General features: G+C 69.9%; 25 protein-coding genes and 1 pseudogene. 17 read left to right on the forward strand and 9 right to left on the reverse strand.

Going from position 1 to position 25,660, the window contains the following annotated elements; translation table 11 throughout:
- Window positions 1-104: 104 nt before the first annotated feature.
- The 4 genes and pseudogenes from AB0E90_RS40725 to AB0E90_RS40740 all read left to right on the forward strand — a co-directional run bounded on the left by AB0E90_RS40725 (window position 105) and on the right by AB0E90_RS40740 (window position 4,805).
- A complete protein-coding gene (locus tag AB0E90_RS40725) occupies window positions 105-866 on the forward strand; it encodes a glycerophosphodiester phosphodiesterase (protein WP_360417658.1) in 762 nt (253 codons plus the stop codon).
- Window positions 867-1,396: 530 nt separating this feature from the next.
- Window positions 1,397-1,924, forward strand: a pseudogene (locus AB0E90_RS40730) (hypothetical protein); the annotation flags it as partial.
- 808 nt (window positions 1,925-2,732) lie between these two features.
- Window positions 2,733-3,554 carry a siderophore-interacting protein gene (locus AB0E90_RS40735; RefSeq protein WP_360417659.1) on the forward strand — a complete coding sequence of 274 codons (822 nt, stop codon included), beginning with the start codon at window positions 2,733-2,735 and terminating at the stop codon, window positions 3,552-3,554.
- Between the two features lie 51 nt (window positions 3,555-3,605).
- Complete coding sequence (locus AB0E90_RS40740; protein WP_360417660.1) at window positions 3,606-4,805, forward strand: MFS transporter; 1,200 nt, start codon at window positions 3,606-3,608, stop codon at window positions 4,803-4,805.
- Window positions 4,806-4,852: 47 nt separating this feature from the next.
- Here AB0E90_RS40740 and AB0E90_RS40745 read toward each other — a convergent pair whose 3' ends face one another.
- The gene (locus tag AB0E90_RS40745; RefSeq protein ID WP_360417661.1) at window positions 4,853-5,887 is read right to left on the reverse strand and encodes an alpha/beta hydrolase; all 1,035 of its coding nucleotides are present in this window, start codon (window positions 5,885-5,887) and stop codon (window positions 4,853-4,855) included.
- Window positions 5,888-5,951: 64 nt separating this feature from the next.
- Between AB0E90_RS40745 and AB0E90_RS40750 the strand changes: the two genes are divergently transcribed.
- Window positions 5,952-6,725: a methyltransferase domain-containing protein gene (locus AB0E90_RS40750; RefSeq protein ID WP_360417662.1), complete on the forward strand. Its 774-nt coding sequence runs from the start codon at window positions 5,952-5,954 to the stop codon at window positions 6,723-6,725.
- An 8-nt stretch (window positions 6,726-6,733) separates the two neighbouring features.
- Here AB0E90_RS40750 and AB0E90_RS40755 read toward each other — a convergent pair whose 3' ends face one another.
- From AB0E90_RS40755 to AB0E90_RS40765, 3 genes are read right to left on the reverse strand one after another with little or no spacing between them, the layout of a single operon-like run.
- The gene (locus AB0E90_RS40755) at window positions 6,734-7,432 is read right to left on the reverse strand and encodes a carbon-nitrogen hydrolase family protein (protein WP_360417663.1); all 699 of its coding nucleotides are present in this window, start codon (window positions 7,430-7,432) and stop codon (window positions 6,734-6,736) included.
- Window positions 7,429-7,572 carry a hypothetical protein gene (locus AB0E90_RS40760; protein ID WP_360417664.1) on the reverse strand — a complete coding sequence of 48 codons (144 nt, stop codon included), beginning with the start codon at window positions 7,570-7,572 and terminating at the stop codon, window positions 7,429-7,431. The genes AB0E90_RS40755 and AB0E90_RS40760 overlap by 4 nt, the downstream gene beginning before the upstream one ends.
- A 14-nt stretch (window positions 7,573-7,586) precedes the next feature.
- On the reverse strand, window positions 7,587-7,856 hold the full coding sequence (locus AB0E90_RS40765) for a histidine phosphatase family protein (protein WP_360417665.1): 270 nt from the start codon (window positions 7,854-7,856) through the stop codon (window positions 7,587-7,589).
- Between the two features lie 107 nt (window positions 7,857-7,963).
- Between AB0E90_RS40765 and AB0E90_RS40770 the strand changes: the two genes are divergently transcribed.
- From AB0E90_RS40770 to AB0E90_RS40780, 3 genes are read left to right on the forward strand one after another with little or no spacing between them, the layout of a single operon-like run.
- Complete coding sequence (locus AB0E90_RS40770; protein ID WP_360417666.1) at window positions 7,964-8,746, forward strand: polysaccharide lyase family 7 protein; 783 nt, start codon at window positions 7,964-7,966, stop codon at window positions 8,744-8,746.
- Window positions 8,747-8,804: 58 nt separating this feature from the next.
- Entirely contained in the window at window positions 8,805-10,208 is a 1,404-nt protein-coding gene (locus AB0E90_RS40775; protein ID WP_360417667.1) for a sulfatase, read from the forward strand.
- A 15-nt stretch (window positions 10,209-10,223) separates the two neighbouring features.
- Window positions 10,224-10,364 (forward strand): sigma factor-like helix-turn-helix DNA-binding protein, encoded by a 141-nt coding sequence (locus tag AB0E90_RS40780; protein WP_360417668.1) that lies wholly within the window; start codon window positions 10,224-10,226, stop codon window positions 10,362-10,364.
- Here AB0E90_RS40780 and AB0E90_RS40785 read toward each other — a convergent pair.
- Window positions 10,361-11,182, reverse strand: a complete 822-nt coding sequence (locus tag AB0E90_RS40785; RefSeq protein WP_360417669.1) for an LLM class flavin-dependent oxidoreductase — start codon at window positions 11,180-11,182, stop codon at window positions 10,361-10,363. The genes AB0E90_RS40780 and AB0E90_RS40785 overlap by 4 nt on opposite strands.
- 232 nt (window positions 11,183-11,414) lie before the next feature.
- On the opposite strand from AB0E90_RS40785, the gene AB0E90_RS40790 reads away from it, so the two are divergent.
- Window positions 11,415-13,496 carry a M4 family metallopeptidase gene (locus AB0E90_RS40790; protein WP_360417670.1) on the forward strand — a complete coding sequence of 694 codons (2,082 nt, stop codon included), beginning with the start codon at window positions 11,415-11,417 and terminating at the stop codon, window positions 13,494-13,496.
- A 30-nt stretch (window positions 13,497-13,526) separates the two neighbouring features.
- Here the strand turns inward: AB0E90_RS40790 and AB0E90_RS40795 are convergent, their stop codons facing one another.
- Complete coding sequence (locus tag AB0E90_RS40795) at window positions 13,527-15,764, reverse strand: hypothetical protein (RefSeq protein ID WP_360417671.1); 2,238 nt, start codon at window positions 15,762-15,764, stop codon at window positions 13,527-13,529.
- Window positions 15,765-15,870: 106 nt separating this feature from the next.
- Between AB0E90_RS40795 and AB0E90_RS40800 the strand changes: the two genes are divergently transcribed.
- The 3 genes from AB0E90_RS40800 (at window position 15,871) to AB0E90_RS40810 (ending at window position 18,058) form a co-directional block, all read left to right on the forward strand.
- Window positions 15,871-16,092, forward strand: a complete 222-nt coding sequence (locus AB0E90_RS40800) for a hypothetical protein (protein WP_213007542.1) — start codon at window positions 15,871-15,873, stop codon at window positions 16,090-16,092.
- A gap of 2 nt (window positions 16,093-16,094) precedes the next feature.
- The gene (locus AB0E90_RS40805; RefSeq protein WP_360417672.1) at window positions 16,095-17,225 is read left to right on the forward strand and encodes an SPFH domain-containing protein; all 1,131 of its coding nucleotides are present in this window, start codon (window positions 16,095-16,097) and stop codon (window positions 17,223-17,225) included.
- Window positions 17,226-17,320: 95 nt separating this feature from the next.
- Window positions 17,321-18,058 (forward strand): peptidoglycan DD-metalloendopeptidase family protein, encoded by a 738-nt coding sequence (locus tag AB0E90_RS40810; protein WP_360417673.1) that lies wholly within the window; start codon window positions 17,321-17,323, stop codon window positions 18,056-18,058.
- A 16-nt stretch (window positions 18,059-18,074) separates the two neighbouring features.
- Here AB0E90_RS40810 and AB0E90_RS40815 read toward each other — a convergent pair whose 3' ends face one another.
- Window positions 18,075-18,806: a methyltransferase domain-containing protein gene (locus AB0E90_RS40815; protein WP_360417674.1), complete on the reverse strand. Its 732-nt coding sequence runs from the start codon at window positions 18,804-18,806 to the stop codon at window positions 18,075-18,077.
- A gap of 50 nt (window positions 18,807-18,856) precedes the next feature.
- Here AB0E90_RS40815 and AB0E90_RS40820 point away from each other — a divergent pair, with 50 nt between their 5' ends.
- Both AB0E90_RS40820 and AB0E90_RS40825 read left to right on the forward strand, forming a co-directional pair.
- Complete coding sequence (locus AB0E90_RS40820) at window positions 18,857-19,525, forward strand: hypothetical protein (protein ID WP_360417675.1); 669 nt, start codon at window positions 18,857-18,859, stop codon at window positions 19,523-19,525.
- A gap of 118 nt (window positions 19,526-19,643) precedes the next feature.
- On the forward strand, window positions 19,644-20,147 hold the full coding sequence (locus AB0E90_RS40825; protein WP_360417676.1) for a CAP domain-containing protein: 504 nt from the start codon (window positions 19,644-19,646) through the stop codon (window positions 20,145-20,147).
- A gap of 86 nt (window positions 20,148-20,233) precedes the next feature.
- Here the strand turns inward: AB0E90_RS40825 and AB0E90_RS40830 are convergent, their stop codons facing one another.
- Window positions 20,234-21,640 carry an aminobutyraldehyde dehydrogenase gene (locus tag AB0E90_RS40830; RefSeq protein ID WP_360417677.1) on the reverse strand — a complete coding sequence of 469 codons (1,407 nt, stop codon included), beginning with the start codon at window positions 21,638-21,640 and terminating at the stop codon, window positions 20,234-20,236.
- Complete coding sequence (locus AB0E90_RS40835; RefSeq protein ID WP_360417679.1) at window positions 21,637-22,914, reverse strand: glycosyltransferase; 1,278 nt, start codon at window positions 22,912-22,914, stop codon at window positions 21,637-21,639. The genes AB0E90_RS40830 and AB0E90_RS40835 overlap by 4 nt, the downstream gene beginning before the upstream one ends.
- Before the next feature lie 109 nt (window positions 22,915-23,023).
- On the opposite strand from AB0E90_RS40835, the gene AB0E90_RS40840 reads away from it, so the two are divergent.
- From AB0E90_RS40840 to AB0E90_RS40850, 3 genes are read left to right on the forward strand one after another with little or no spacing between them, the layout of a single operon-like run.
- The gene (locus tag AB0E90_RS40840) at window positions 23,024-23,635 is read left to right on the forward strand and encodes a TetR/AcrR family transcriptional regulator (protein WP_360417680.1); all 612 of its coding nucleotides are present in this window, start codon (window positions 23,024-23,026) and stop codon (window positions 23,633-23,635) included.
- A complete protein-coding gene (locus AB0E90_RS40845; protein WP_360417681.1) occupies window positions 23,632-24,663 on the forward strand; it encodes a hypothetical protein in 1,032 nt (343 codons plus the stop codon). The genes AB0E90_RS40840 and AB0E90_RS40845 overlap by 4 nt, the downstream gene beginning before the upstream one ends.
- Window positions 24,660-25,625 (forward strand): SIS domain-containing protein, encoded by a 966-nt coding sequence (locus AB0E90_RS40850; protein WP_360417682.1) that lies wholly within the window; start codon window positions 24,660-24,662, stop codon window positions 25,623-25,625. The genes AB0E90_RS40845 and AB0E90_RS40850 overlap by 4 nt, the downstream gene beginning before the upstream one ends.
- The last annotated feature ends 35 nt before the right edge of the window (window positions 25,626-25,660 follow it).

A 25,660-nucleotide genomic window follows, 5' to 3' on the forward strand; every position in this document is an offset into this window, starting at 1 on the left:
ACCGGACCAACACCCAGAACCTGGCCACCGCAGCGCCGTGGACCACACCCTGGCTACCCGAGGGTTACGGGAAAGAACACTGGCCAGGGGCTTAGAATCCGGGGGTGCACCCGTACCTGGACGCACCGACCCCGATCGCGTTCGCCCATCGGGGCGGCGCCGCGGCCGGCGACGAGAACACCGCCGAGGCGTTCGAGCGGGCGGTCAAGCTCGGCTATCGGTACGTCGAAACCGATGTCCACGCCACCGCCGACGGCGTGGCGGTCGTCTTCCACGACCGCACCCTGAGACGGCTCACCGGCCACCCGGGCCGGGTGGAGGAGTTGCGCTGGGCCGACCTGGCCGGCATCCGGGTGGCCGGCGCGGCCGCGATCCCCCGCCTCGACGACGTGCTGGCGTCGTGGCCGGAGATCCGGTTCAACATCGACGTCAAGGCCGACTCCGGCGCCGCGCCCGCGGTGGACAGCATCCGCCGCGCCGGCGCCATGTCCCGGGTCCTGCTGGCGTCCTTCAACGACACCCGGCTGGCCACGCTGCGCCGCCTGGCCGGCCCGTCGGTGGCCACGTCTCTCGGCATGCGCGGGGTGGCCCGCGTGCGCCTGGCGTCGCTGGCCGGCCTCCGGGTCCGCCTGCCGGAGTCGGTGGTCGCCGCCCAGGTCCCGGTGCGGCACGGCGCCCTGCGGGTGGTGGACCGCGCGTTCCTGCGCTGCTGCCACCGCTCGGGCCTGCAGGTGCACGTCTGGACGATCGACTCGCCGGCCGAGATCGATCGCCTGCTCGACCTGGGCGTGGACGGCATCATGACCGACGACCTGACCGCGCTGCGCGACACCTATGCCGCCCGCAATCAATGGCCGAATTCCTGACGTAATAGCCACCGAAATGGTGCCGCGTTAACACTCATAGCTACTTCTCAGGTTCACCCGGTCGCGAATGGTTTACATTTCTGGGGCGAGCCGGGGCCTGCGGCGGCACTTCAGAGATCATCTTCTAAGTGCCCAGGTCAGCGGAATTTATCGTGATCTTGTTGAACTCCGAGCATCGTCCGTTCGGAGGATGCTCGGGGTTCGAGGGCCGACCCATATCTTTTCTTTAAGACTCGGCCAAGAATTCATCAAATTCGCTTGTTTAATTGCTATTACGCGCGCTTCCTTTTACCGTCTGGGAGCCGGTCGTCAGGGGACCGGGCAGATTCGTCGAAGAAGAGGTATCGCGCATGCGTAGGTCGGCTTACCGCCGTGCTGCCGCGCCATCCGGCAGCAACCGGCGACTCATCGCGGTCGGCGCGGTGATCGCCGCGCTCGGCTTGGTCGTCGGTGTCACCACGATCTCCAGCGCCGCCACCAACGACAAGCCCGCGGGCAGTGGCGCCGGCAAGGTCGTCAACGGACAGGTGATCCTCACCGACACCTGCGTCGACTCCAACTTGACGCCGCACGACGGCTTCCAGAAGGGCGACCGCTGTGTCTCCACCGAGTTCGGTGAGGTCTCCAGCGCCGCCAACAACTCGTCGCTGCTGATCACGCAGTCGCCGCAGACGGTCAACGTCAACACGCCCTTCACGCTCAAGGTCAGCACCCGCAACCTGATCCGCGACCGCTTCCTCGCGGCCGGTGCCGGTGGCTACTACGTGGAGAGCTCCGTGCTGGCCGGCGGCATCGAGCGCGGCCACTTCCACACCGCGTGCCGGATGCTCACCTCCACCAAGGAGGCGCCCGACCCGTCGCCGGTGCCCGCGTTCTTCGTGGCCACCGAGGACAAGAAGGGCGGCAAGGCCCCGGACACCGTGACCATCCAGGTCGCGGGCCTGCCGCAGGAGGGCACCGCTCAGTGCGCCTCGTGGGCCGGTGACGGTTCGCACCGCGTGCCGATGATGGAGCGGGCCAACGAGACCCCGGCCATCGACGCCGTCCGCATCCGGGTCACCGCGAACGGCGGCGGCCAGCAGGGCGGCAACAACGGCGGCCAGCAAGGCGGCGGCAACAACGGCGGCCAGCAAGGCGGCAACAACGGCGGCGGCCAGAACAACGGCGGCCAGCAGGGCGGGAACAACAACGGCGGCGGCAACAACGGCGGCAACGCCACGACCGCACCGACTACCGCACCGACCACGGCGCCGACCACCGCGCCCGCCCCGACCGCCACCGGCACCGCCGCTCAGCCCGACACCAAGAGCGACTTCACGCCGAAGGCGACCATCACCACGACGAAGCCGGCGACCACGACGACGACCAAGCCGGCGACGTCGACGAAGACCACCAAGCCTTCCTCCACCCGTACCACCGAAAGCACCGAGGAAAGCAGCAGCGAAAGCAACACCACCGAGAGTGAGCCGGAGGAGACCGCGAAGCCGAAGGCGAGCAAGAGCACCGAAGCGGCCGCCGCCGGCGACTACACCTACTCGCAGGACGACGGCGTGCTGAACTCGGGCGAGAAGGCGCCGATCATCGACCAGGTCGCAGCGGCGCAGACCACCACCGAGAAGAAGGGCGGCGTGCTCGCCCTGACCGGCACCAACACGGTCGCCTTCCTCGGCGGCGCGGTCGTGATGATGCTGGCGGGCCTCTCGCTGATGGCGCTCACCCGGCGCCGCCGGCCCGGAACGCCCTGGCAGTAACCCGCTCCTTTGCACGGCGGCCCGCTTCGGTTTCGAAGCGGGCCGCTTGCTGTGTGCGGGTTACGTGACGAGTGAGGGTAGCCTTACCAAGGATTACGAGCGGAAGAGGAACAGCATGCCGAACAGGCCGGCGCGACCTGCCCACCAAGCGGTCGTCACCCGCGTGGAGCAGCTCACCCCGCACATGGTTCGCGTGGTCGTCGGCGGCGAGGGGCTGCGAGCGATCGACGCGGGCACGTACACCGACCATTACGTGAAAGTGATCTTCCAGCAGCCCGGCTTCGCCTACCCGGAGCCGTTCGACATGGGTGCGGTCCGCGAGACGATGCCGCGCGAGGCGTGGCCGGTCGTCCGGACGTACACGATCCGCCGCTGGCTTCCCGAGATCCCGGAGATGTGGATCGACTTCGTGGTGCACGGCGACGAGGGCATCGCGGGCCCGTGGGCAGCCGGCGCGAAGCCGGGCGACCGGGTCCTGTTCATGGGCCCGGGCGGCGCCTACGCGCCGAGCCCGGAGGCCGACTGGCACCTGCTGGCCGGTGACGAGGCCGCGCTGCCGGCCATCGCCACCACCCTGGAGCAGATGCCGCCGGGCGCCACCGTGCGGGCGTTCGTCGAGGTCGCCGGCCCCGACGAGGAGCAAAAAGTGGAGACCGAGGCGGAGATCGTCTGGCTGCACCGCGGTGCCCGGCCGGTCGGCGAGCTGCTGGCCGAGACCGTCCGCGCCACCGAGTTCCCGCCCGGCAAGGTGCACGCGTTCGTGCACGGCGAGGCCAACTTCGTGAAGGACGTGCGCGCGTTCCTGCGCAAGGAGTGCGCGATCCCGCTCGACCAGCTGTCGATCTCCGGTTACTGGCGGCGCGGCCTCAACGAGGACGGTTGGCAGACCTCCAAGCGCGAGTGGAACCAGCAGGTGGAGCACGAGCAGGAGACGTGATCGCAGGCACTCGGCCGCGCGTTTCCACCTGGTAACACCGATGATGTGTAAGTGGTGACCGCCGAACAGCAGCTGACCGAATCCGCGCTCGCGCGCCGCCGCAAGACCGTCGCGGTGGTCGCGCTCCTGCTGGCGGCGCTCAACCTGCGGCTCGCGGTGACCAGCATCGGCCCGGTGCTGCACGAGATCCGCGAGGGTCTCGGCATGAGCTCGACGGTCGCCGGGCTGCTCACCTCGGTGCCGGTCTTCTGTTTCGCCACCGTCGGCCTGGCCGCGCCCCGCCTGGCCCGGCGGTTCGGCGCCACCCGGGTGATCATCGTCGGCCTGGCCGTGCTCGCGGTCGGCCTGGCGCTGCGCCCGTACGTCCCCGGCGTCCCGTTTTTCCTGCTGTTCAGCCTGATCTCGCTGGCCGGCATCGCGGTGGTCAACGTGCTCCTGCCGGTGATCGTCAAGGAGTACTTCCCGACCCAGGTCGGCACGATGACCGGCCTCTACTCGGTCGCCCTCAACCTCGGCGCCACCGTTGCGGCGGCCGCGACCGTGCCGCTCACGAACGCGTTCGGTGGCGACTGGCAACTGGGTCTGGCCTGCTGGGCGGTGCTGGCGGTGGTCGCGCTGCCGTCCTGGATCCCGCTGACCCGGTCGGCCCCTCAGGCAAGGCCACAGACCCAGACCGATGATGTGGTACGGGTGAGCCGGCACCCGGTCGCGTGGGCGCTGGCCGTGTACTTCGGCATGCAGTCCACCTCGGCGTACGTGATCATCGGCTGGCTCCCGCAGATCTACCGCGACGCCGGTCTGTCCGCCGACGAGGCCGGGCTGCTGTTCGCCACCACGTCACTGCTCGGCGTACCCCTCGGTCTTTTTCTTTCCTCGCTGGCCGGCCGGATCCGCAGCCAGAGCGGCATCGCCGCGGCCCTCGCCGTTTTCGGCATCGCCGGTTACACCGGCCTGTGGTGGGACCCGGCCGCCGCGCCGTGGCTGTGGGTGGTGCTGCTGGGCATCGTGAACACGGCATTCCCACTGGTCCTGACGATGATCGGCCTGCGGGGCAGCTCACCGGCGACGGTGGTGCGGCTCTCCGCGTTCGCCCAGAGCGTGGGGTACCTGCTGGCCATTCCCGGACCGATCCTGGTGGGTCTGCTGCACGACCACACCGACGGCTGGCGGGTACCCCTGGCCCTGATGATCTTCCTGATGATCCCGCAGATGATCGCCGGCATCTACGCCGGCCGGGACCGCCAGATCTAGGGTTCCGGGCCTGGCGGCCCGGATCCGCCCAGTGGTTGCGCTCGCGGCTAGGGCAGGAGCTTGAGCAGCTCCGCGGCCACCTCGGCCGGGCGCTCCACGTGCGGCGAGTGGCCGCAGTTCTCGTAGACGACCTCGGTGTACGGGCCGTAGCGCTCGAACACCGCGCGGGTCTGGCCGACCATCGGCTGCGGCGGGCACGCTTCCTCGCCCGGCCAGCCCGGCACCACCCCGAGCTGTCCGAGGTAGGCGAGGTCGAAGAACGAGGTGTCCGAGACGATCGCGTCGCGGTCACCGCGTACCCAGATGATCGGTGGTTTCTCTTTGACGGCGACCAGGGCTTCGGCCACGTTGAAGTGGTTCGGCGCCATGGTGTTCAGCACGCCCCGGTCGCCCGGCGAGACGCCCGGCCAGTTGTCGCTGGGCTTGCTGTCGCCCGGGTAGTTGTCGTCGCCGATCGCGGTGCTCAGCACGGTGTCGAGCAGCAACTGCTCGTCGTCGCCGAGGCTCGACGGGTCGGCCACGTAGGCGGTCCGGAGCACGGCGAGCGGGCTGGTCGGCCCGTCGTCGGCCCGGTCGCCCTCGACGATGCGGCGGACGAAGTCCGGGTTGGCGCCACCACCGCCGGCGCCGGCGAAATCCGGGGTGGTCGGGGTGCCGTCGAGGTCCCGGGTGGCGCCGAAGCCGTACGGGCTGACCGGGGCCTCGAGAAGGACGGCCCGGAACCGGCCCGGATTGTCGATCAGCAGCTGCATGGCGACGCCGCAGCCCATCGAGTGGGCGGCGAGCGTGATCTTCCTGCCGCTCTGTCCGAATATTTCTGGATTGTCGATAATTGCCGAGATGTCGTCGGCGAAGTCGCTCAGACCGCGAGTCGCGTCGACCGGCGCCGCCTCCGAGCGGCCGTAACCGCGCAGATCCGGGGCGACGATCCGGAGGTTGGCCGGCAGTTGCCGGAGCAGTGGCTGCCAGAAGGCGGCGGACGAACAGTTGCCGTGCACGAGCAGCACCGGAGTGCCGTCGACCGGACCGTCGACCAGAACGTTGAGGGAGATGCCGCGAACGGCGACGGTGACCTCTTCCATCGCCGAAGCCTCCCACCGCCGGCAGGAGAGGCGCAGTGTGGGCGACACACATATCCTGCCGGGTATGGGCGGTGACGTGTGGGGCGTCGGCAGCGCTTACGAGGCGTACGTGGGCCGGTGGAGCCGGCCGGTGGCCGCTTCGTTCGTGGCTTGGCTCGCCGTCGCGCCCGGCCGGCGCTGGCTCGACGCCGGCTGCGGCACCGGCGCCCTGACCGGCGCGATCCGCACGGCCGCCGCACCCGCACAGCTGGTGGGCGCCGACATGTCACTGAGCTTCCTCGGTTCGCTGCACGGCGCGGCCTGGGTCAACGCCGACGCGGCCGCCCTGCCGCTGGCGCCCGCCTCGTTCGGCGCGGTGGTGAGCGGCCTGGCCCTGAACTTCGTGCCCGAACCGGCCCGCGCCGTCGCCGAGTTCACCCGGGTGGCCACCCCCGGCGCAACGGTGGCCTCGTACGTCTGGGACTACGCCGACGGCATGCAACTGATGCGCTGGTTCTGGGACGCGGCCCGCGCCGTCGACCCGGCCGCGGCGGAGGTGGACGAGGCCGTGCGCTTCCCGATCTGCAGCCCCACCGGCCTGGCCGCCGCCTGGACCGACGCCGGCCTGCACGAGGTGGAGACCCGAGCGATCACCGTCCCGACGCTCTTCACCGACTTCGACGACTACTGGCAACCCTTCCTCGGCGGCCAGGGCGCGGCCCCGGCCTACCTCGCCCGCCTGGCCCCACACCGCCGCTGGGAAATCCGCGACCTGCTCGACGCCCGCCTCCCCCGCCGCCCCGACGGCTCGATAGCCCTGACCGCAACCGCCTGGGCCGTCCGCGGCCACGCCGCGTAGTCGTCGGCTCAGATGTCGGCGACGGCCATGCCGATCGTGCCCGGCGGGACCCGGGCGACCACCTGGCCGGCCGGGTTGATGGCGCAGGTCGGGCCGAGGGCCAGGCGGTCGTCGCGGTTGCCGGTCACGTCGGCGGAGATCAGCCACATGCCGGTTTCCTGGACTCGGCGGCGGCGGATCTCGTTGTGCCGGTCCTGCCACCACAAGGCTTTGTCGCGGGGCATCATGTTCTGCGCCGGCAACAGCAGCACCTGGGCGCCGCCCGCCGCGACCGCGGCCGCCGCCTCGGGGAACTGGGCGTCGTAGCAGATGTTGATGCCGAATCGGACGCCCGCGCAGTCGAAGACGGGCGCGCTGTCGCCCGCGGTGAACACCGATTCGCCGGCGGTCAGGAACCGTTTGCGGTAGGCGCCCAGGAGCCGGCCGCCCGCGATGACCAGCGCCGTGTTGTGGAAGCGGTCGCCGGACCGCTCGATGATGCCGAGCACCAGCATCGGCCGGACCGCGCCGAGCCGGTCCAGGACTTCGGCCGGTTCGAGCGCGTGCTCCCGGACGTGCTGGTCGGTGACCAGGTATCCCTGCAGGAAGCACTCCGGGAACAGCAGGAGATCGGCGTCGGGGGCCTGCGAAGCGAAGTCGAGGACGACCCCCACCGCCGCGTCCACGTCGCCGAGGATCTCCGGGGTCTGGCAGGCGGCCACCCTCATGCCGGGACGTTGAAGCTGACCAGGGTCGGGGGCCGGCCGGTCTCCCACTGCACGATGGTGGTCGCGCAGTTGTCCTGGTCGAGGCCCATCCACCGCCATTCCGGCGCATCGAGCACGTGCCGGACGAACCAGCCGATCACGAAGTTGTGGGTGATCAGCAGTTCCTGCCGATCGTGGTCGCCGACGACGCCGAAGTGGTCGACCGCCGCGCGCAGGCATGCCTCGGCACCTGCGGCAGGTGGCCGCCGACGAGGTCGGCGGTCTGCGCGGCCCGGGGCAGCGGGCTGTGGTGGATCGCCGCGAACGGCACCGGGCGTAATCGCCGGCCGAGCCGTTCCGCCTGCTCGCGGCCATGCGCGGAGAGGTCTCCGTCGTGCGGTTCGGCTTCGGCGTGGCGGACCAGGTAGAGCTGTGTGCGGGCCATCGGCATCAGTTTACGGATTTAAGGTTGTTTAAGGACGGGCGTCGATGCATCGTCTTACTGTTAGCCGCCTTGCCAATTACCCCCGAGACGGCTAAGAGGTATCCCCCATGCACAAGCGGAAGCTGCTCGCGGTCGCACTGTCCACCGTGGTGGTCGGCGCGCTCGGCGTCCTCGGCATCACCAACGCATCGGCCGCCGCGCTCGACCCGGCGTTGCCGCCCGGCGGCAACTTCGACCTGGCCATCTGGCAGCTCCAGCTGCCCACCGGCTCGGCGGGCAGCCCGGACACGATCTCCCCGGCCAAGCTCAAGGGCGCCAGTGGTTACAGCAACCCGGCCTACTTCTGGACCGACAAGACCGACGGCTCGATGACGTTCTGGGCGCCGGAGAAGGGCGTGACCACGCCGAACTCCAACTATGCCCGCTCCGAGCTGCGCGAGATGAACCGTGACGGCAGCGCCGCCAACTGGACGCTGGCCGGCAACCACACGCTCAGCGCCCAGCTGCGCATCCCGTCGGTCACCAAGAACGTCTGCGTCGGCCAGGTGCACCTCGGCACCGGCGGCTCGTCGACCAAGCCGCTGCTGGAGCTCTACTACCGGCCGAACGGCGACATCTACCTCGGCACCGAGAACTCGCCGGACGGTGGGCAGACGCTGCACAAGGTCGGCAACGTCGCGCTCGGCGTGAAGTGGACCTACGTCATCAACGTGACCGGCAACAAGATCAACCTGACCGTCAACGGGACGAAGACCAGCTACTCGATCCCGAGCTCGTTCAACCCGTACAAGCAGTATTTCAAGGCCGGGTCGTACAACCAGTCCTCGTCGGACAGCACCAGCAACGGCGCGAAGGTGAAGTTCTACAGCCTCACTGTCAGCCACAGCTGACCGAACTCTTACGCGGCCCGAACGCTGGGGCGCCGCCAAGCGCCCTAGCGTCCGCCGCATGATTCGTCGCTCGCTTGCCGCTCTCCTGGCGCTGTTGACCGCCGGGGGTTGTGCGGCCCCGGTAAAAGCGGAGAAGTCCGAAGACAAGTACAACTTCGTCTTCGTCCTCACCGACGACCTGTCCACCAATCTCCTGCCGTACCTTCCGCAGGTCCAGCAGTTGGCGAAGGAGGGCACGTCCTTCGCCAACTACACCGTGACCGACTCGCTGTGCTGCCCGTCCCGCTCATCGCTGTTCACCGGCGAGTTCCCCCACGACACCGGCATCTTCACCAACGGCGGCGCCGACGGCGGCTTCGACACCTTCAAGAAGAAGGGCGAGGAGGCGTCGACGTTCGCCACTGACCTGCACGACGCCGGCTACCGCACCGCGATGATGGGCAAGTACCTCAACGGCTATCTGCCGAAGGACACGTACGTGCCGCCGGGCTGGGACGAGTGGGACGTGGCCGGCAACGGCTACGGCGAGTACAACTACAACCTGCTGGAGAACGGCAAGGTCGTGCACTACGGCCACGACTACCTCACCGACGTGATCAGCGCCAAGGCGCAAGGCTTCATCACCGCGTCAGCCAAGGCGGACAAGCCGTTCCTGGTGGAGCTGGCCACGTTCGCGCCGCACGCGCCGTACACCCCGGCCGATGAGGACAAAGACAAGTTCCCCGGCCTGACCGCGCCGCGCACCCCGGCCTTCGACACGTTGCCGATCGAACCGCCGACGTGGCTGGCCGGCAAGCCGCCGCTCACCGCCGCCGAGAAGAGGGACATCGACACCGCGTTCCGGAAGCGGGCGCAGTCGGTGCAGGCCGTCGACCGCATGATCGGCGACCTGCGGCAGACGCTGGAGAAGGCCGGCGTCGCCGATCACACGGTGGTCGTGTTCAGCTCGGACAACGGCTACCACATGGGCGAGCACCGGCTCACGCCCGGCAAGCAGACCGCCTTCGACACCGACGTGCGGGTGCCGCTGGTGATGGCCGGTCCGGGCATCCGACCCGGCGCCACGGTGACCGGCCCGGCCGAGAACATCGACCTGCGCCCCACCTTCGCCGACCTGGCCGGCACGACGGCGCCCGCCTCGGTGGACGGCCGCAGCCTGCGGCCGCTGCTCGAGGGCACGGGCGACTGGCGTACCACCGCGCTGATCGAGCACCACGGCCCCGACGTCGACCCCACCGATCCGGACTTTCCGGCGAAGGGCAGCGGCAACCCGCCGACGTACGAGGCGATCCGCACGACTGCCTACACGTACGTCGAATATGCCGACGGGTCACGCGAGTACTACGACCACGCCAAGGATCCCGAACAGCTGCACAACACGGCCGGTTCGCTGCCGGCGGCTCAGCTCGCCGCTCTCCACCAGTCGCTGCGCACCCTGGTCAACTGCCACGCGAACTGCTGAGTGTGACCGAATCGGGTGCTGCGGCATGCCGAGGACCACAGCGTCGACACGGTGGCCACGATCCTCGGCATCTCGGTGTCGGCGGTCAAGATGCGCGATGCCCGGGCGCTGGCCCGCCTGCGCACCCTGCTCGGCGACGACTTCCGGCTCGGTTAGCGGAGCAGCTTGATGACCGGGGCGAACTGTTCCATGAACAGGCTGCTCACCCCGATGTAGGAGACGTCGAACTCCTCGCGGCGCCGGCAGAGCAGGTCAGCGATCCGCTCTGCCGAGCCGACGAGGAAGGCGATCCCCCCGTTCCAGGCCATGTCCCGCGGATCCCCGCCGACCATCCGCGACAGCCAGGACGGGATGGCGTCGACGGTCGCGGCCACGGCCGCGACGTTCAGGTGCAACTCGAGCTGGTCGAATCGCTCGCCCGCGGCGTCGCGCAATTGCGAGACGGTACGCGCGAGCACCGGCTCCGTGGTCTGCGGCGGAAGCCCGAGCGCCACGATGTCGGCGTGCTCCGCCGCCAGTCGCAGCATCCGCGGCCGGCTGGCGGCGACCAGCACCGGCGGTGCGTTCTCGATCTTGCGGACCGCCTCGATCGTCGCGGTCACCTGGTCGAGCCGTTGCCCGGGCGTGCCGAACTCGGCTCCCAGCGCCTCCGCATCGGACGACGCGTCCGGTCGCCCGCCTCCGATGCCCAGTTCGAACCGGCCGCCGCTGAGCTCCTGCAGCGAGGAGGCTTCCCAGGCGACCAGTCCGGCGGATCGGTTGGGCGCGCTCAGCACGTAGGTGCCGAGCCGCAACGTGGTGGTCACGGCGGCCGCCGCGGCCAGTGCCGGGAACGGCGCATAGGTGTGCCGGGTGTCGGGTACGAGCAGGGTCTCGTACCCCAGCTCCTCGGCTCTTCGTGCGGTGGTAATCCACTCCGCGCCGGACGATGCGCGCCCCGCGACGACCCCGAATCGGAACTCACGCTCAGTCATGACGGCATCGTCCCGCCCACGCTTCGCAGTGTCGTCCGACCTGGGGCTACATCGGCAGTACGACCTAGGGAGTATGCCCAGGAAAGCGCTCCCACGCCGGGCGCAAGGGTTTTCCCTGTTTCGGAGATACCCATCGATGCCTAGCGTCTCACCTCAAGTCGTCCTGGTGTGACTTATCGTCCACCGGACCTTGAGCCTGCCCAAACCCCCGGGCAGAAAAAGGAGTACCCGCGTGAACCGTCGAACCCCCCTGATCATCGCGCTGGCCGCAGGCACTGCGGTCGCCGGCGCGCTGGTCGCGGTGGCCGGGCCGGCCACCGCAGAGCCGATCGATCCAGCGGCCTCTGTCAAACTCGCCGCCGAGAAGGCCGACGCACTCGTCGCCAGCAAGCCTGCTTTCCTCCAGGCCAGCGCGAGCGACACGTTCCAGCGTCACACCGTGCAGTCCTCGCACGGCCTCAACTACACCCCCTTCACCCGTACCTACAAGGGCCTGCCCGTCAAGGGTGGCGACTTCGTCGTCATGTCCGACGCGAGCGGCGCGACCAAGTACACCTCGGTCGCGCAGAGCAGCCCGATCGGCGAGCTGTCCACCACCCCGAAGATCTCCGACACGGCGGCCCTGGCCACGGCCAAGACTCAGCTCAAGTCGGTGTCCAAGGTGGAGGGCACCAACCTCACCGTCGTCGCCGATGAGGGCAAGGCCGCGCGCCTGGCCTGGGCGACCACGGTCAACGGCATCGGCGCCGACGGCGTCAGCCGTCTGACGGTCTACGTGGACGCGATCACCGGCAAGGTGGTCAGCACCCAGGAGCACGTCGCCGACGTGACCGGTACGGGCACGGGATGGATCAACGGCTCGGTGTCGATCGACACCACGCTGTCCGGCTCGACGTACTCGATGAAGTCCTCCACCCAGGCCACGATGCAGTGCCAGGACGCGTCGACCAACACGACGTTCAGCGGCACCGACAACGTCTGGGGCACCGGGGTCGGCACGAGCAAGGAGACCGGTTGCGTCGACGGCCTCTACGTGGGTGAAGGCCAGACCAAGATGCTCTCGGCGTGGCTGGGCCGCAACGGCCAGAACGGCTCGGGCGGCGCGTGGCCGATCCGGGTCGGCCTGAACGACCAGAACGCGTACTACGACGGCACCCAGGTCCAGATCGGCAAGAACACCGCCGGTCAGTGGATCTCGTCGGCGGACGTGCTGGGCCACGAGCTCGGCCACGGCATCGACGACACCACCCCCGGTGGCATTTCGGGCAGCGGTACGCAGGAGTTCGTCGCCGACACCTTCGGCGCGGCCACCGAGGCGTACATCAACAACCCGAACGACGCCCCCGACTACCTCGTGGGTGAAGAGGTCAACCTGGTCGGCTCCGGCCCGATCCGCAACATGTACAACCCGTCGGCGCTCGGCGACGACAACTGCTACTCCAGCAGCACGCCGAACGACGAGGTGCACGCCGCGGCCGGTCCCGGTAACCACTGGTTCTACCTGCTCGCGCAGGGCACCAGCGGCAACGGCCAGCCCGCGTCGACGACCTGTAACAGCACCACGATCACCGGTCTGGGCATCCAGAAGGCGATCACCATCATGTACAACGCGATGCTGCTGAAGACCTCGTCGTCTTCGTACCTGAAGTACCGGACCTGGACGCTCACCGCGGCCAAGAGCCTGTACCCGGGCGACTGCACCGCGTTCAACACGGTCAAGGCGGCCTGGACCGCGGTCAGCGTGCCGGCTCAGACGGCCGACCCGACCTGCTCCGGCACCACCACCGCGCCGACCACGACCCCGGCGACGACCGGCCCGACCACCACTCCGCCGACGACCGGCCCGACCAGCGGCACCTGCACCTCGGCGCAGCTGCTCGGCAACAACGGCTTCGAGAGCGGCGCGACCACCTGGACCCAGACGTCCGGCGTGATCTCCACCGCTTCCGGCACCAACACCCCGTACGCCGGCACCTACTTCGCCTGGCTTGACGGGTACGGCTCCGCCCACACCGACACGCTGTCCCAGTCGGTGACCATCCCGTCGACGTGCACCACCGCGACGCTGAGCTTCTACCTGAAGATCACGTCGTCGGAAACCACGACGACCAGCGCGTACGACAAGCTGACGGTCAAGGTGGGTTCGACCACCCTGGCGACCTACTCCAACCTGAACAAGGCCACCTGGGCCCAGAAGTCCTTCAACCTGGCCGCCTACAAGGGCCAGACCCTGACGCTGGCCTTCAGCGGCGTCGAGGACTCTTCCCTCGCGACCTCGTTCCAGCTCGACAACACCGCCCTCAACGTGAGCTGAGGCTGACACACGGAGGGCCGGCGCTGGTGGTCAGCGTCGGCCCTCCGCTTTCTTTTCCTCCTCGGCCCTCAGGTCGGCGCCGGCCACGACCGGGCTCGCGCCCGCGCTGGTCAGGAACTTGCGGCCCTCGGCCAGCTCGAAGTGCATCGGGTCGGACCCGCCGCGCCAGGCCATGCCGGCCTCGAAGCCGTGCGCGACCATCGTGGAGATGAAGGTCAGCCCGTAACCGTGCGAGCCGCTGAACGTGCCGGCCTTGGCCTCCTTCTCACCGCCCTCCTCATCGGGGGTGAAGAAGCCGCCCTTGTTCTCCGGCATCAGGCCCATCAGCTGGTCGAGCGCCGGGTCGTTGACGTCGATGCCGTCCCGGAAGACGAAGCCACCCGCGTTGGTGAGCAGCCCGTCCTTGAGCGCCTTGAGGTTGAGCAGGTCGAACTTCTCGTCGATCAGCGCGTCGACCTTCTTCTTGCCCAGGGCCGCGGTCTTCTCGTCGCGATATTTCCGCCGGTTCGCGATGTCCTCCTGGGTGGCCGGGATGTCGGCCGCGTTCTGGTCATAGGTCGCGGCCGCCGGCACGATGCGTTTCGCCAGGTCGAGGAAGCGCGGCCCGAGCTTGTCGGCGGCCACCTTGAGCGCCGCCGCGGTGTCCTTGCCACTTCCCGCTTTGGCCGGCTTCATCTCGAACTTCGCCTTCGGCAGCAGCTCGCCGATCGCGTCCTCGAGCGGTTCCATGCCGTGCAGCACCGCCTCGGTGGCCTCCGCCGCCCGGTCCAGGTCGGGATCGGACAGTCCGCCCGCCTTGACCGCCTCGATCCGGGCCTGCAGCGCGAGCGCGTCCTGGTGCAGTTGCCGCAGCCGGCCCTCGTCCGGGCCGGCCTTCCCGGCCGCGACCACGTTCGCCCGCTTCAGCCGGGCGACCGTCTCGCCCCGTTCCTTGAAGCCGTAGTCGCTGGTCAGCAGGCCGACGTCGACGTTTGCATCGGCGAAGTGCTGGTCGATCACGGCGATCTTGTCGTCGATCTTCTTGACCCACGGCTCGAAGATCTTGGGCAGGTCGGCCGTGATCGCGGCCTTCAGCTTCTCGTACGGCTCCCTGGCCGCGGCCAGCGCCGTCTCGGCCGCCGCGATCTGCGCCTGGGGCGCCCGCCGCTTCTTCAGGGTGGTCAGCTTGCGCTGGGCCGACTGCACCGCGACGCGGGCCTTCTCGAGCGCACGCAGCCGGTCCATCGCCTCCGCCGGCAGCAGGTCGGTCTTGAACTTCGCGGACGCCTCGGTGAGCCGCTTGTACTCCGACTCCACCGAGTCGAGCAGCTTCTTCGACTCGGCCGCGTCGGCCGTGCCCTGCCCCATCTTGATCTCGAGGTCGATCCGCTTGTCGCTCTCCACGCTCGTCTTCATGTCCGGCCGGCCGCCGGTCACCATCTCGAACAGGGTGATCAGCTTCTGGTCGGCGATCTTCGGCGTCTGATAGGCCCGCCAGTCCACCGCGAACCCGACCGCATGCGTGAACCAGCCGCGCCCCTTGTCCGCCCGGGCCAGGTGATCGCCGCGCATGCCGAGACCGACCGTGGTCTGCGGCATCGGCACCCCCTGCGTCTCCAGCTCGGCCTTCACCTCGAGCAGCCGCTCCCGGGTCGAGATGTGCGCCCACAACTCCCCGCCGCTGCCGACGTCGATCGGCGCGATCTCCTGAAAGTGCTTCTGGATCACGGCGTCGTCGTTGCCCATCGCCCAGCGCATGGTCTCCATGAACGTGACCCGGTTCCGCGCCCGCACGTCGAGCCACTTCTTGTCACCGGCGTCGGCGGCCTTGGTCTGCTCCGGCTGGAAGTTGTCGATCTGTTGCTTGATGTGCCCGGGCAGCGCCTCGATCCAGTCGGTCGGCGGCGGCGCAACCACCGCCTTCGGCGGAGACGTCGTTGCTTGCGCTTGCGGTCCCGCCGCCGGCACTTTTTCCGGTACGGCGGGAACAGGCCCCGGGTGTACGGGTCCAGCCGGGCCGGCCTGGGTAACGCCGGAGGTCCCGGCCCCGAGCATCTGCGGAGTCGCCGGGGCGGCCGACGGCGTACTCCCGGAGGAGCCCAGCCAATTCGCCACCGCGCGGTTGCCCGCCGAGCCGGACAGACCCGCGACATCATCCTTGCCCACCGGGCCGGCGCCCAATTTGTCAGCCATCTCCCGATTGCCCGGCGCAGCCGGCCGGATGATCGGCGCAGCCGGCGCCGGATCCGCCGCCGCTTCCTCCGCCGCCGCGCGAAGCCGATCTCCCATGGCAGCGACGGTAGGCCCCGGCGGCCGCCGATGGTGTCGGCTAACTGTCGTTTGATCTCCAGCACGCCGGGCAGCCGATCTAGCGCAACGAGCGCACAATGCAGTCGTGGCGAGTCAGGCGCTTGTCGGCAAAGTGGGCACGGTGATCACCGCGATCCGCGGCGGCGAGCGCGCGGGGGAGGTGCGCGTGCTGGTCGACGGCTTGGCGCACTACTACCTGGCATACGCCGCGACGGCTATCGCCGCGGGCGCCGAGGTCCTCGTCATTCACAACCGTGGCGCGCGCCAGGTCGACGTGGAGCCATGGCCCGTCGTAGGAGGGTCGTAAGAATGTTCGGTTATCGGGTGCCCGCCCCCAACGAGGCGTTGCTGATCAGCGGTCGCAAGCAGCGGGGTGCGGACGCGTTGCCGTTCAAGATCGTCACAGGGCACGGCGTGTTCGTCGCGCCCATCTTCTCCAAGGCCACCCGGCTGACCCTGGCCATGCAGGAGGCCGAGGTCATCGAGGACTGTTACACCAAGCAGGGCATCATCCTGGCGGTGCAGTCGGTCATCGCGTTCAAGGTCGGCGACGACCACGAGTCGATCGCCGCCGCGGCCCGCCGCTTCCAGGGCGACCAGTCGCAGATGCCGACCCTGGTCGGCCGCATCTTCTCCGGCCATCTGCGCAGCATCATCGGCAGCATGACGGTCGAGTCGATCATCCGGGAGCAGCAGACCCTGGCCGACGCGATCGTCGACGCCAGCAAGACCGAGATGGCCCGGATCGGCCTCGCCGTCGACTCGCTGCAGATCAGCAGCATCGACGACAAGGGCGCCGGCTACATCAAGGCGCTGGCCGCCGTGCACGAGGCCCGGGTCAACCAGGAAGCGAAGATCGCCTACGCCGAGGCCGACCGGGCCAGCGCGATGGCCGTTCAGGAGAGCGCCCGCCACCAGGCCGAGTACGCCCGGCAGACGGCGATCGCCAAGGCTCAATATCAGGCCGAGATCGACCAGGCCCAGCAGACGTCCGCCCAGGCCGGCCCGCTCGCCTCGGCCCGCGCCGCGCAGGACGTGCTCGCCGAGCAGGCGGTCGTCGCCCAGCGCAACGCCGAGCTGCGCCAGGCCCAGCTGATCGCCGAGGTGGTCCGCCCGGCCGAGGCCGAGGCCGAGCGCATCCGCGCCCTGGCCCGCGCCGAGGCCGACGCGACCAAGCTGTCCGCCGAGGCGGCCGCCGCGCAGGGCCGCATCGCTCTCGACCAGGCCCTCATCGAAAAGCTGCCGGAGATGCTGCGGGCCGCCGCCGAGGGCCTGCAGGGCGCCAACGTCACGGTGCTCGACGGCGCCGAGGGCCTGAACAGTGTGGTCGCGTCGCTGGCCGCGCAGGGCATGACGATGCTGGACACGATCCGCGCCGGCCTGCACCCGGCGCCCCCGTCGACCGCGATCGCACCCCTGTCCCCGAAGTCAGTGGCCTGAGTCGCCCCCGGCCGGGCGGTGACGTCCGGCCGGGTTGCGCCGTGCGGTGGCCTGGTTATATTTGGCCGTCGGTTCCCGAGCAGGAAGATGTGGTTTTGCTTCCCTTTATCCGGAAAATCGTCCTGGGCGGCGTCATCGTCGGCCTGACCCTCACCGCGGCAGCCGGTTGTTCCGGCAAACCGGAGGGCCAGCCGATCTGGGCCGGCTCGACGCAGGGCCTGCAGACCTCGGCCGCGGCGCCGCCGCCGATCGCGTCCGCCACCCCCAAGGCCACGCCCTCGGCCTCCGCGTCACCGTCGGCGTCCGCCACGAAGATCACCTACACGTTCCCGGTGATCGGCAAGAACAGCTACGCCCACACCCACCACGACTACCCGGCGTCCGACGTGATCACCGCGTGCGGCCACCGGTTCGTCGCCGTCACCGGCGGCGTCGTCCTGGCCGTGACCCGCAAGGACACGTGGACGGCCAAGAAGAACGACGGCGCCACCCGAGGCGGCCTGTCAGTGTCCATCATGGGCGACGACGGCGTGCGCTACTACGGCTCGCACCTGTCCGTGGTCACCGCCGGCATCAACCCCGGCGTGCGCGTGAAAACCGGCCAGGACCTCGGCAAGACCGGCGACTCCGGCGACGCGAGCGCCTGCCACCTGCACTTCGGCATCTCCCCGCCGTGCGCGAAGCAGGGCGACTGGTGGAACCAGCGAGGCACCCTCTACCCCTGGCCATACCTGGACTCGTGGGCGAAGGACGGCCAGAAGTCCCCGGTCGCCGCGGTGAAGGCCTGGCAGAAGAAGAACGGCTGCCCCACCAAGCCCACCGCCGACGCTTAGCCCTAGACCGGCGGCCTCAGCGCAGCACGAGCAGGTCGAGGGCGTCGATGACCGGGCCGACATCGGTTCGAGCGGCCTCGTGGAGGCGGGCGACGCCCGTCGCGTACGCGTCGTCGCTGATCAGCTGCAGTGGCGTGTGCGCCGCGCGGCGCAGGCGGGTGGCGAAGTCGGCCAGCGACGGCGCGCTGGTCTGGGGCACCGGCTCGAGACCCGCCGTGGTGAAGCCGGCGGCGGCGAACGCCGCTTCGACGCCGGCGACGCTCGGGTAGCGGTCGAGCACCGCGACCGCCTCCGGGAAGAAGCGGAACAGAGTGATCCCCCCGTGCCGACCGGCGAAGGCGGAGCGGATCAGCACCGGCGCGCCCGGCTTCAGGACCCGGCGCAGCTCGCGGGCGGCGGCCTCCAGGTCGGGAACGTGATGGATGACGGTGGAGAGCCACACCGCGTCGAGGCTCGCGTCGCCCAGCGGGATGTGCCCGGCGTCGCCGGCGAGCACCGGCCGGAACACCGCCCGCTCCCGCATCGCCGCCGACGGCTCCACCGCGAGGATCTCCGCGTCGGGCCACCAGCCCTGGAACGCCGTTGCCCAGCTGCCGGTGCCGCACCCGAGGTCGAGCAGCCGTGCGCCCGGACCCGGGTCGAGGTGCCGGGTGATCGCCGCGCGCCAGCCGGCAAGCCCGTCGTCCGACAGGTGCCGGGTCGCCTCGAACGCCGCGGCGTCCCCCTGGTCGTACGCGATGAGAGCCATATGGTGGACCCAACCCGGAACAGCACAGCGATGGCAAGGGATGACGTCACATGTGGGCCGATGGTCAGTTCGAGCGGTGGCAGCAGCGGATGTCCGCGCCGGAGAACGAGTTCCCCGGCAGCGCCGGGATCTCGGCGCTGCTCGGGCGCACCGCCGACGCGGCCGTCGGGATCGGCGAGTTCGCCGGGTTCTCCACCGGGTTCCGGTTCACGCTGGCGGTCCGGCTGCGGCGGCCGCGGCCCGAGTTCGCCCGGGGCGGGCTGTTCGGGCTGCTCAGCGCGCACGTTCACCCGGGCGTGGCGATTCCGCCGGCGAGCCGGCTGCTGCTCGGTCTCGAATACGCCGACGGGCGCCGGGCCGACACGCTACGCGACCGGCGAGCGGAAGGCCCGGGCTCGGCGCCGGACGACGAGCAGCTGCTGTTCACCCAGCAGAGCGGTGGCGGCGGCGACACCAGCGTGGATCAGACCTACTGGGTGTCCCCGCTGCCGCCCGCGGGGCCGGTGACGTTCGTGCTGTCCTGGCCGTCCTTCGGCATGGCGGAGATCCGCACCGAGGTCGACGGCACGGCCATCCGCGCCGCCGCCGGCCGCAGCGAGCAACTCTGGCCCCCGCAACCGCCTGATGAGCCCACGCCCCCACCACCCGCGCCCCGCCCGACCACCGGCTGGTTCTCCTACCCGGAAGAGCCTCCGAAGGAGGGCCCGGCGGAAGGCTGAAACGGCGGCGGGTTGCGGCTTGGTGAGCCGCGGGTGCGGGTCGGTTTACCGGCTCATCGCGGCGTGCTTCGCCCCGATCGGAATGGCGGCAGTCACCGATCGCAGAAGGAGTCACCACTTGAAGCGCTTCGCCGTCATCGCCGCTCTTGTCGCCCTTCCCCTGTTCGCGAGTGCGCCGGCCTTCGCCGCCGAGACCAAGCACGCTCCGGCCAAGAAGGTGTCGGCCATGACGATGGCGCAGTACGAGGCGGAGGTCGTGCAGCTGACCAACGCGCAGCGCACCGCCCGGGGCTGCAAGGCCCTGCGCACCGACGACCGGCTGACCAAGGCGGCCCGGGCGCACAGCGCCGACATGGTCGCCGAGCACTTCTTCGACCACGTCGGCTCGAACGGCAGCACGTTCGTGGCCCGCGAGGTGGCCGCCGGTTACCCGAAGCGGGGCGCCTCGGCCGAGAACATCGCCTGGGGCTACCGCACGCCGCAGCAGGTCGTGACCGGCTGGATGAACAGCTCCGGCCACCGCGCCAACATCCTCAACTGCGGCAGCATCGCGGTGGGTGTCGGCGTCGCCTACACCGCCGGCGGCGCCCCGTACTGGACCCAGGACTTCGGTCGCATCTGACAAAACGAACAGGAAAACGGCCGGTGCTGGCGGGCACCGGCCGTTCCCGTTTCAGAGGGAAAAGTCGTCAGGTTCCCGAGGGAAGGTCAGGCCGGGCGGAACGAGTCCCGGGCCGCCGGCGCCGCGTGCTTGATCATCAGGTGCCGGGTCACGGAGTACTCCCCGAGCGACTCCTGGCTCATGTCCTTGCCGAAGCCGGACCCCTTCACCCCGCCGTGCGGCGCTTCCGACGCGATCGGCAGATGATCGTTGATCCAGGTCACGCCCACATCGAGCCGATGCGCCACACGCAGTGCCCGGCCCACGTCCCGGGTCCAGATCGACGAGGCCAGCCCGTACCGCGTGTCGTTGGCCAGCCGCACCGCCTCGTCCTCGGATGAGAACGGCACCACCACGATCACCGGCCCGAAGATCTCGTCCTGCACGATCTCGCTGCGCTGGTCGGCGTCGAGCACCAGCGTAGGCGGGTAGAAAAATCCCGGTCCGTCGGAAATGCGCCCGCCGACCGCCACCCGAGCCCCAGCAGCCACGGCCCGAGAGACGAAACCGGCAACCCGATCACGGTGTACGGCGGAGACAAGCGGCCCGATGTCGGTGTCGGCAGCCCACGGATCGCCCGGCCGAATCCGCCGCAGCGCATTTTCCAACGCCGCCACCGCATCCTTATAGACCGATTTTTCAACATAAACGCGGGTCGCGGCCGTGCAGTCCTGTCCCGTGTTGTAGGTAGCCCCCATCGCCACCCCGCCCGCCATCTCCGACAGGTCGGCGTCGCCGAACACGATCGCGGGGGCCTTGCCGCCGAGTTCCAGGTGCACCCGCTTCAGGCCGTCGACCGCGCCCCGCATCACTTCCCGCCCGGTCGAGGTCGACCCGGTCACGCTGACCATGTCGACGCCCTCGTCCCGGACCAGCGCCGACCCGACCGCAGCACCACCGGTGACCGCCCCGACCAGCCCGGCCGGCGCCCCGGCCTCCTCGAAGAGACGCGCCAGCGCCAGCGTCGACCGCGGCGTCTGCGGCGCCGGCTTGATCACCACAGCGTTGCCGGCCGCGACCGCGGGACCGATCTTCCAGACCGCCATGACCAGCGGAAAGTTCCAGGGCGCAATCGACCCGACGACGCCGATCGGCCGCCGGATCAGCATCGAGGTGTACCCCGACGAGAGCACCCCGGCCCCGGTCCCGTCGAGCGACCGGGCCGCCCCCGCGAAGAACCGCAGGTTGTCGACGCTGAAGGTCAACTCGCCGTCGCGCATGACCGGAAGCGGCTTCCCGGTCTCCTCGATCTCCATCCGGGTCAGGTCGGCAGCGTCCCGTTCCACCAGGTCGGCGACGCGCAACAGCACCCGCGCCCGCTCCCCCGGGGTGGCCTCCCGCCACTGCTCAAAGGCAACGCGAGCCCGGCCGACCGCTTTCGCCACATCGGCGACATCACTGTCCGGGATTTCTTCCAGGTGTACGCCGGAAGCCGGGTTGACCAGCGCCGTCACTTGCTCTCCAGTCCGAGCTTCTCGATCGCGTCGGCTGCCACGCGTACTCCGTCAGCAGCCCGGATGGCCTCGCCGTCCGCCGAGATCCGGACCCGCAGAGCGTCGTCGCCGACCAGGCGGTCGATCGCCGAGTGCAGCTCGGCGTCGCTGAAGCCGTAGGTGTCGAGCCGGATGCCGTAGCCGGTCTCGTGCACGCGCTGGGCGTTGTCGTACTGGTCCCAGAACAGCGGCAGCACGATCATCGGCTTGCCGAAGTGCATCGCCTCGGTGGTGGTGTTGTTGCCGCCGTGCGTGATCACCAGGTCGACCAGCGGGATGATCGACGTCTGCGGCAGGAACTCGGCCCCGATCATGTTGTCGGCGAGCTCGATCTCCGCGTGCAGCGGCCCCTTGGAGACGATGTACCGGTGGTCGGTGGCAGCGAGCGCCGCGATCACCCGCCGCATCAGCTCGACGTCGGCCGAGCCCAGCGACCCGAGCGAGAAATAGATCAGCTTGTGGCCGTCGGCAAAACCGGCCGGCAACTGATAGGAATCGTCGGTCTCCCGCACCGACGACTCCAGGCGCAGCCAGTTGGTCCCGAGCCGCCGCGACTTCCGGTAATCGAGAACCTCCGGGTAGACGTACAGGTTGAGGTCGCCCTCCCCGATGAACTCCAGGTCCGGCAGCTCCGGCGCCCTCTGCTCGACCACCCAGTCGTTGAACTGCTCCCACATCGGCCGGTGCGTCCGGTCGTACTCGGCGAGGAAGTCGGCCCACTCGCTCCGGTCGTCGGCCGGGTAGCCGGAGAACACCGGCGCGATGTTCGGCCCCTTCACCTCGAGCGGGTTGCACGACACGATCCGCACGAACGGCACGCCCGCCGTGTTCAGCGCCGGGAACGCGACCACGTTGTCCTCGACGATCACGTCCGGTTTGACCCGCGCGATGATGTCGAGCAACTGCGGCTGGCAGTAGCGGGCGCCGTCGATCAGCTCCTGCCAGACCGGCTTCACCCAGGTCTCGAGCTGGTCGATGGTCGGCTTGCGGAACTCCGGCGCGGTGTCCCGGATGAAGTCTTTCCAGAACTGACCGGCGTCCTGCGGCTCGTCCGGCGCCGGAGCCAGGTTGACCAGATCTTCCTCGAAGCCGAGCGCGGTGAGCTTGCCCGCCCAGGACGCCTCGGCGGCGAACACGACCCGGTGCCCGCGCCGGCGCAGCACGTCGCCGATGCCGATGCAGTTGTTGGTCGGCCCGTAGGCGCTCTCGGGCATGAACAGGACCGTCAGCGACATCGACTCTCCCCGGGCTCCGCTTGTTGAAGGTGAATTCAACAAGCGCCCTTGCGCAGAGTCAATATGCAGAGCCTATGGTGATGCACCCTTGTTGACGAGGAGGTGAGAGATGGCCACCCGCAAGACCCGCACCGAACGGCGGGCCGACCTGATCCAGGCGGCCCAGCGCGCGATGCTCCGGCACGGGCCCGACGGGGTGTTGCTCAACCAGGTCGCCGAGCAGGCCGGCCTCACCTCGGGCGCGGTCCTCTACCACTACCCCGACCTCAGCGACCTGCTGCTGGAGGCGAACCAGGCCGGGATGGAGCGCTTCTACGAGGCGCGGATGCGGCGCATCGCCGGCCTGACCGATCCGGCCGAGAAGCTCGTCGTGACGATCCGCTCGGGCCTGCCGGTCGACTCGGACGACGCCGATGTGCGCCTGCTGTGCGAGCTCGGCGGCCTGGCCGGCCGCAGCCGGGTCTACGCCGCGCTGCTCACGTCGCTCTTCGACCGCCAGGTGTCGATGTACCAGACGATCCTCGAGACCGGCTCGGCGCACGGCGCCTTCGCCCTCACCGCCGATTCGCTCACGCTGGCGCGCAACCTGGTCGCCTTGGAGGACGCGTACGGCTATCGCATCGTCGCCCGCCATCCCACCCTGCGCACCGGCGAGGCGGAAGAGCTGATCCTGTCGTACGCCCGTCAGGTCACCGGCAACCCACTGCGAGCCGCCGCGTGAAGGTCGCTCCGGGCGCGTCGGCCGGCCTGGTCGACGCGATCGTGGCCGGCGTCGCGCCACCCGGCCATGACCTGCGCATCTATCTGCCGCTCGACCCGGTCCCCGGCGACGAGCGGCCGATCACCGTCGACCAGACCAACGTCTCGGTGGTGGTCGGCGAGCGCGTGGTGGTCAAGTGGATGCGCACGCCGCAGCCCGCCGCCCGGGCCCCGCGCCTGCTGGCCCACCTGGCCGCGGCCGGCTTCACCCGGATGCCCCCGCCGCACGCCGCCCTGTTCGCCGACGGCGCGCTGGTCGCCCTGGTCACCGGCTTCCTGCCGCAGGCCGAGGACGGCTGGGACTGGTGCACGAACGCCCTGCTCTCCTGGCTGGACGGCGGCCCACCAGCCGACTTCGCCCCCGACCTGGGCGCCCTCACCGCCGACCTGCACGCCGCCCTGGCCACCCCGGCGATCCCGTCTGTCCTTACCGGTGCACCGCCCGCTGCTGCGCCCTCCTCTCTTGCTGAGGCCCTGGCCTGCGTGGGTGATGACGCCGAAGGCGGCTGGCTCCGCTCGGTCGCGCCGCGCATCCGAACCGACATTTCCGCTTTATCGGGCTACGTCAGCCCGGCGCCCTCGATCGAGCTGCACGGCGATCTCCATGTCGGGCAGGTGCTGCGCTGGCGGGGCGGCTACGCGGTGACCGACTTCGACGGAAATCCGACAGTCGAACCGCGTCCCGAGCCGGTCGTCCGCGACCTCGCCCAGTTGCGCACGAGCGTCCTGCACGTCGCCGAGATCGCGAACCGCCGCACCGAGGGCCGCCACCGCGCGGCTCTCCTCGACTGGGGTCGCGAAGCCGCGGACTCCCTGCTCATCGCGTACCGAGCCGGTCTCGCCGGGCACGGTTTCGCGCACCTGCTCGACGAGACTCTGCTGCGCCCGTTCGAGATCGAGCAGGAGTGCCGCGAGCTGATCTACGCGGCCCGCTTCCTGCCCCGCTGGCGATACGCGCCCATGGGCGTCCTCCGATCCTGGTACGGGTGATCACGTTGGATCCGGCACTGTTCAAAGCCGACCTCGAGGCCAAGCCGGCATCGCTGCGCGCGCTCGCCGACCGGCTGGCGACCGACGATCCATGGTCCTTCCTCGGCCCGGCCCGGCGCGTGGTCTTCCTAGGTATGGGCAGCTCACGCTATGCGGCCCAGGTGACGGCCCGCCGGTTGCGCGCGGCTGGCATCGACGCCGCCGCGGAGTATGCGTCGGCAGCGGGCGGCTTCCACTATCCGGATGACGACACGCTGATCGTGGCGATCTCCGCGTCCGGGACCAGCCGCGAGACGCTCGACGCCGTGGCCGGCCTGCCGCGATTCGTCGCGATGACGAACGATCCGTCATCGCCGCTCGCCGAACAGGCGACCCACCTCGTGGACATGGTCGCCGGGGTCGAGGCGGGCGGCGTGGCCTGCCGGTCCTTCCAGCACACCCAGGCGCTGCTCGACGCCCTGGCCGGCCGGCTCACCGGCGGCCGGTCGGCGGACACCGCGGCCCTGGTCGTCCGGGCCGCCGAGGCTACCGAAGATCTGCTGGATCGCCGCGACACCTGGCTCCCCCGCTGCCACGAGCTCCTCGGCGGCGGCGACGGCATCTACCCGATGGCCCCGGTCGAGCGGATCTCCTCGGCCCTGCAGTCGGCGCTGATGTTCCGCGAGGGCCCGCGGGTCGCGGCCGACGGTTGCGAGACCGGCGACTGGGCACACGTAGACGTATATCTGACAAAGACTCTGCGTTACCGGGCGCTGTTGTTCCCCGGTTCACGTTATGACGATCAGGCTCTGGAATGGCTGCACAGTCGCGGTTCCACGATCGTGGCGGTAGGTGGCGAGGCACCCGGTGCGGCCACCGCGGTCCGCTTCCGGCACGACGACGATTCCCGGGTACGCCTGTTGACCGAGACCCTGGTTGCCGAATTGGTGTCAGCCGATTGGTGGTTACACCCCAACGGGTGAATGCGGCCTGCATTCGAGCGTCGTCGTCCCGTCCC

Source organism: Actinoplanes sp. NPDC026619, assembly GCF_040638295.1.
GTDB lineage: Bacteria > Actinomycetota > Actinomycetes > Mycobacteriales > Micromonosporaceae > Actinoplanes.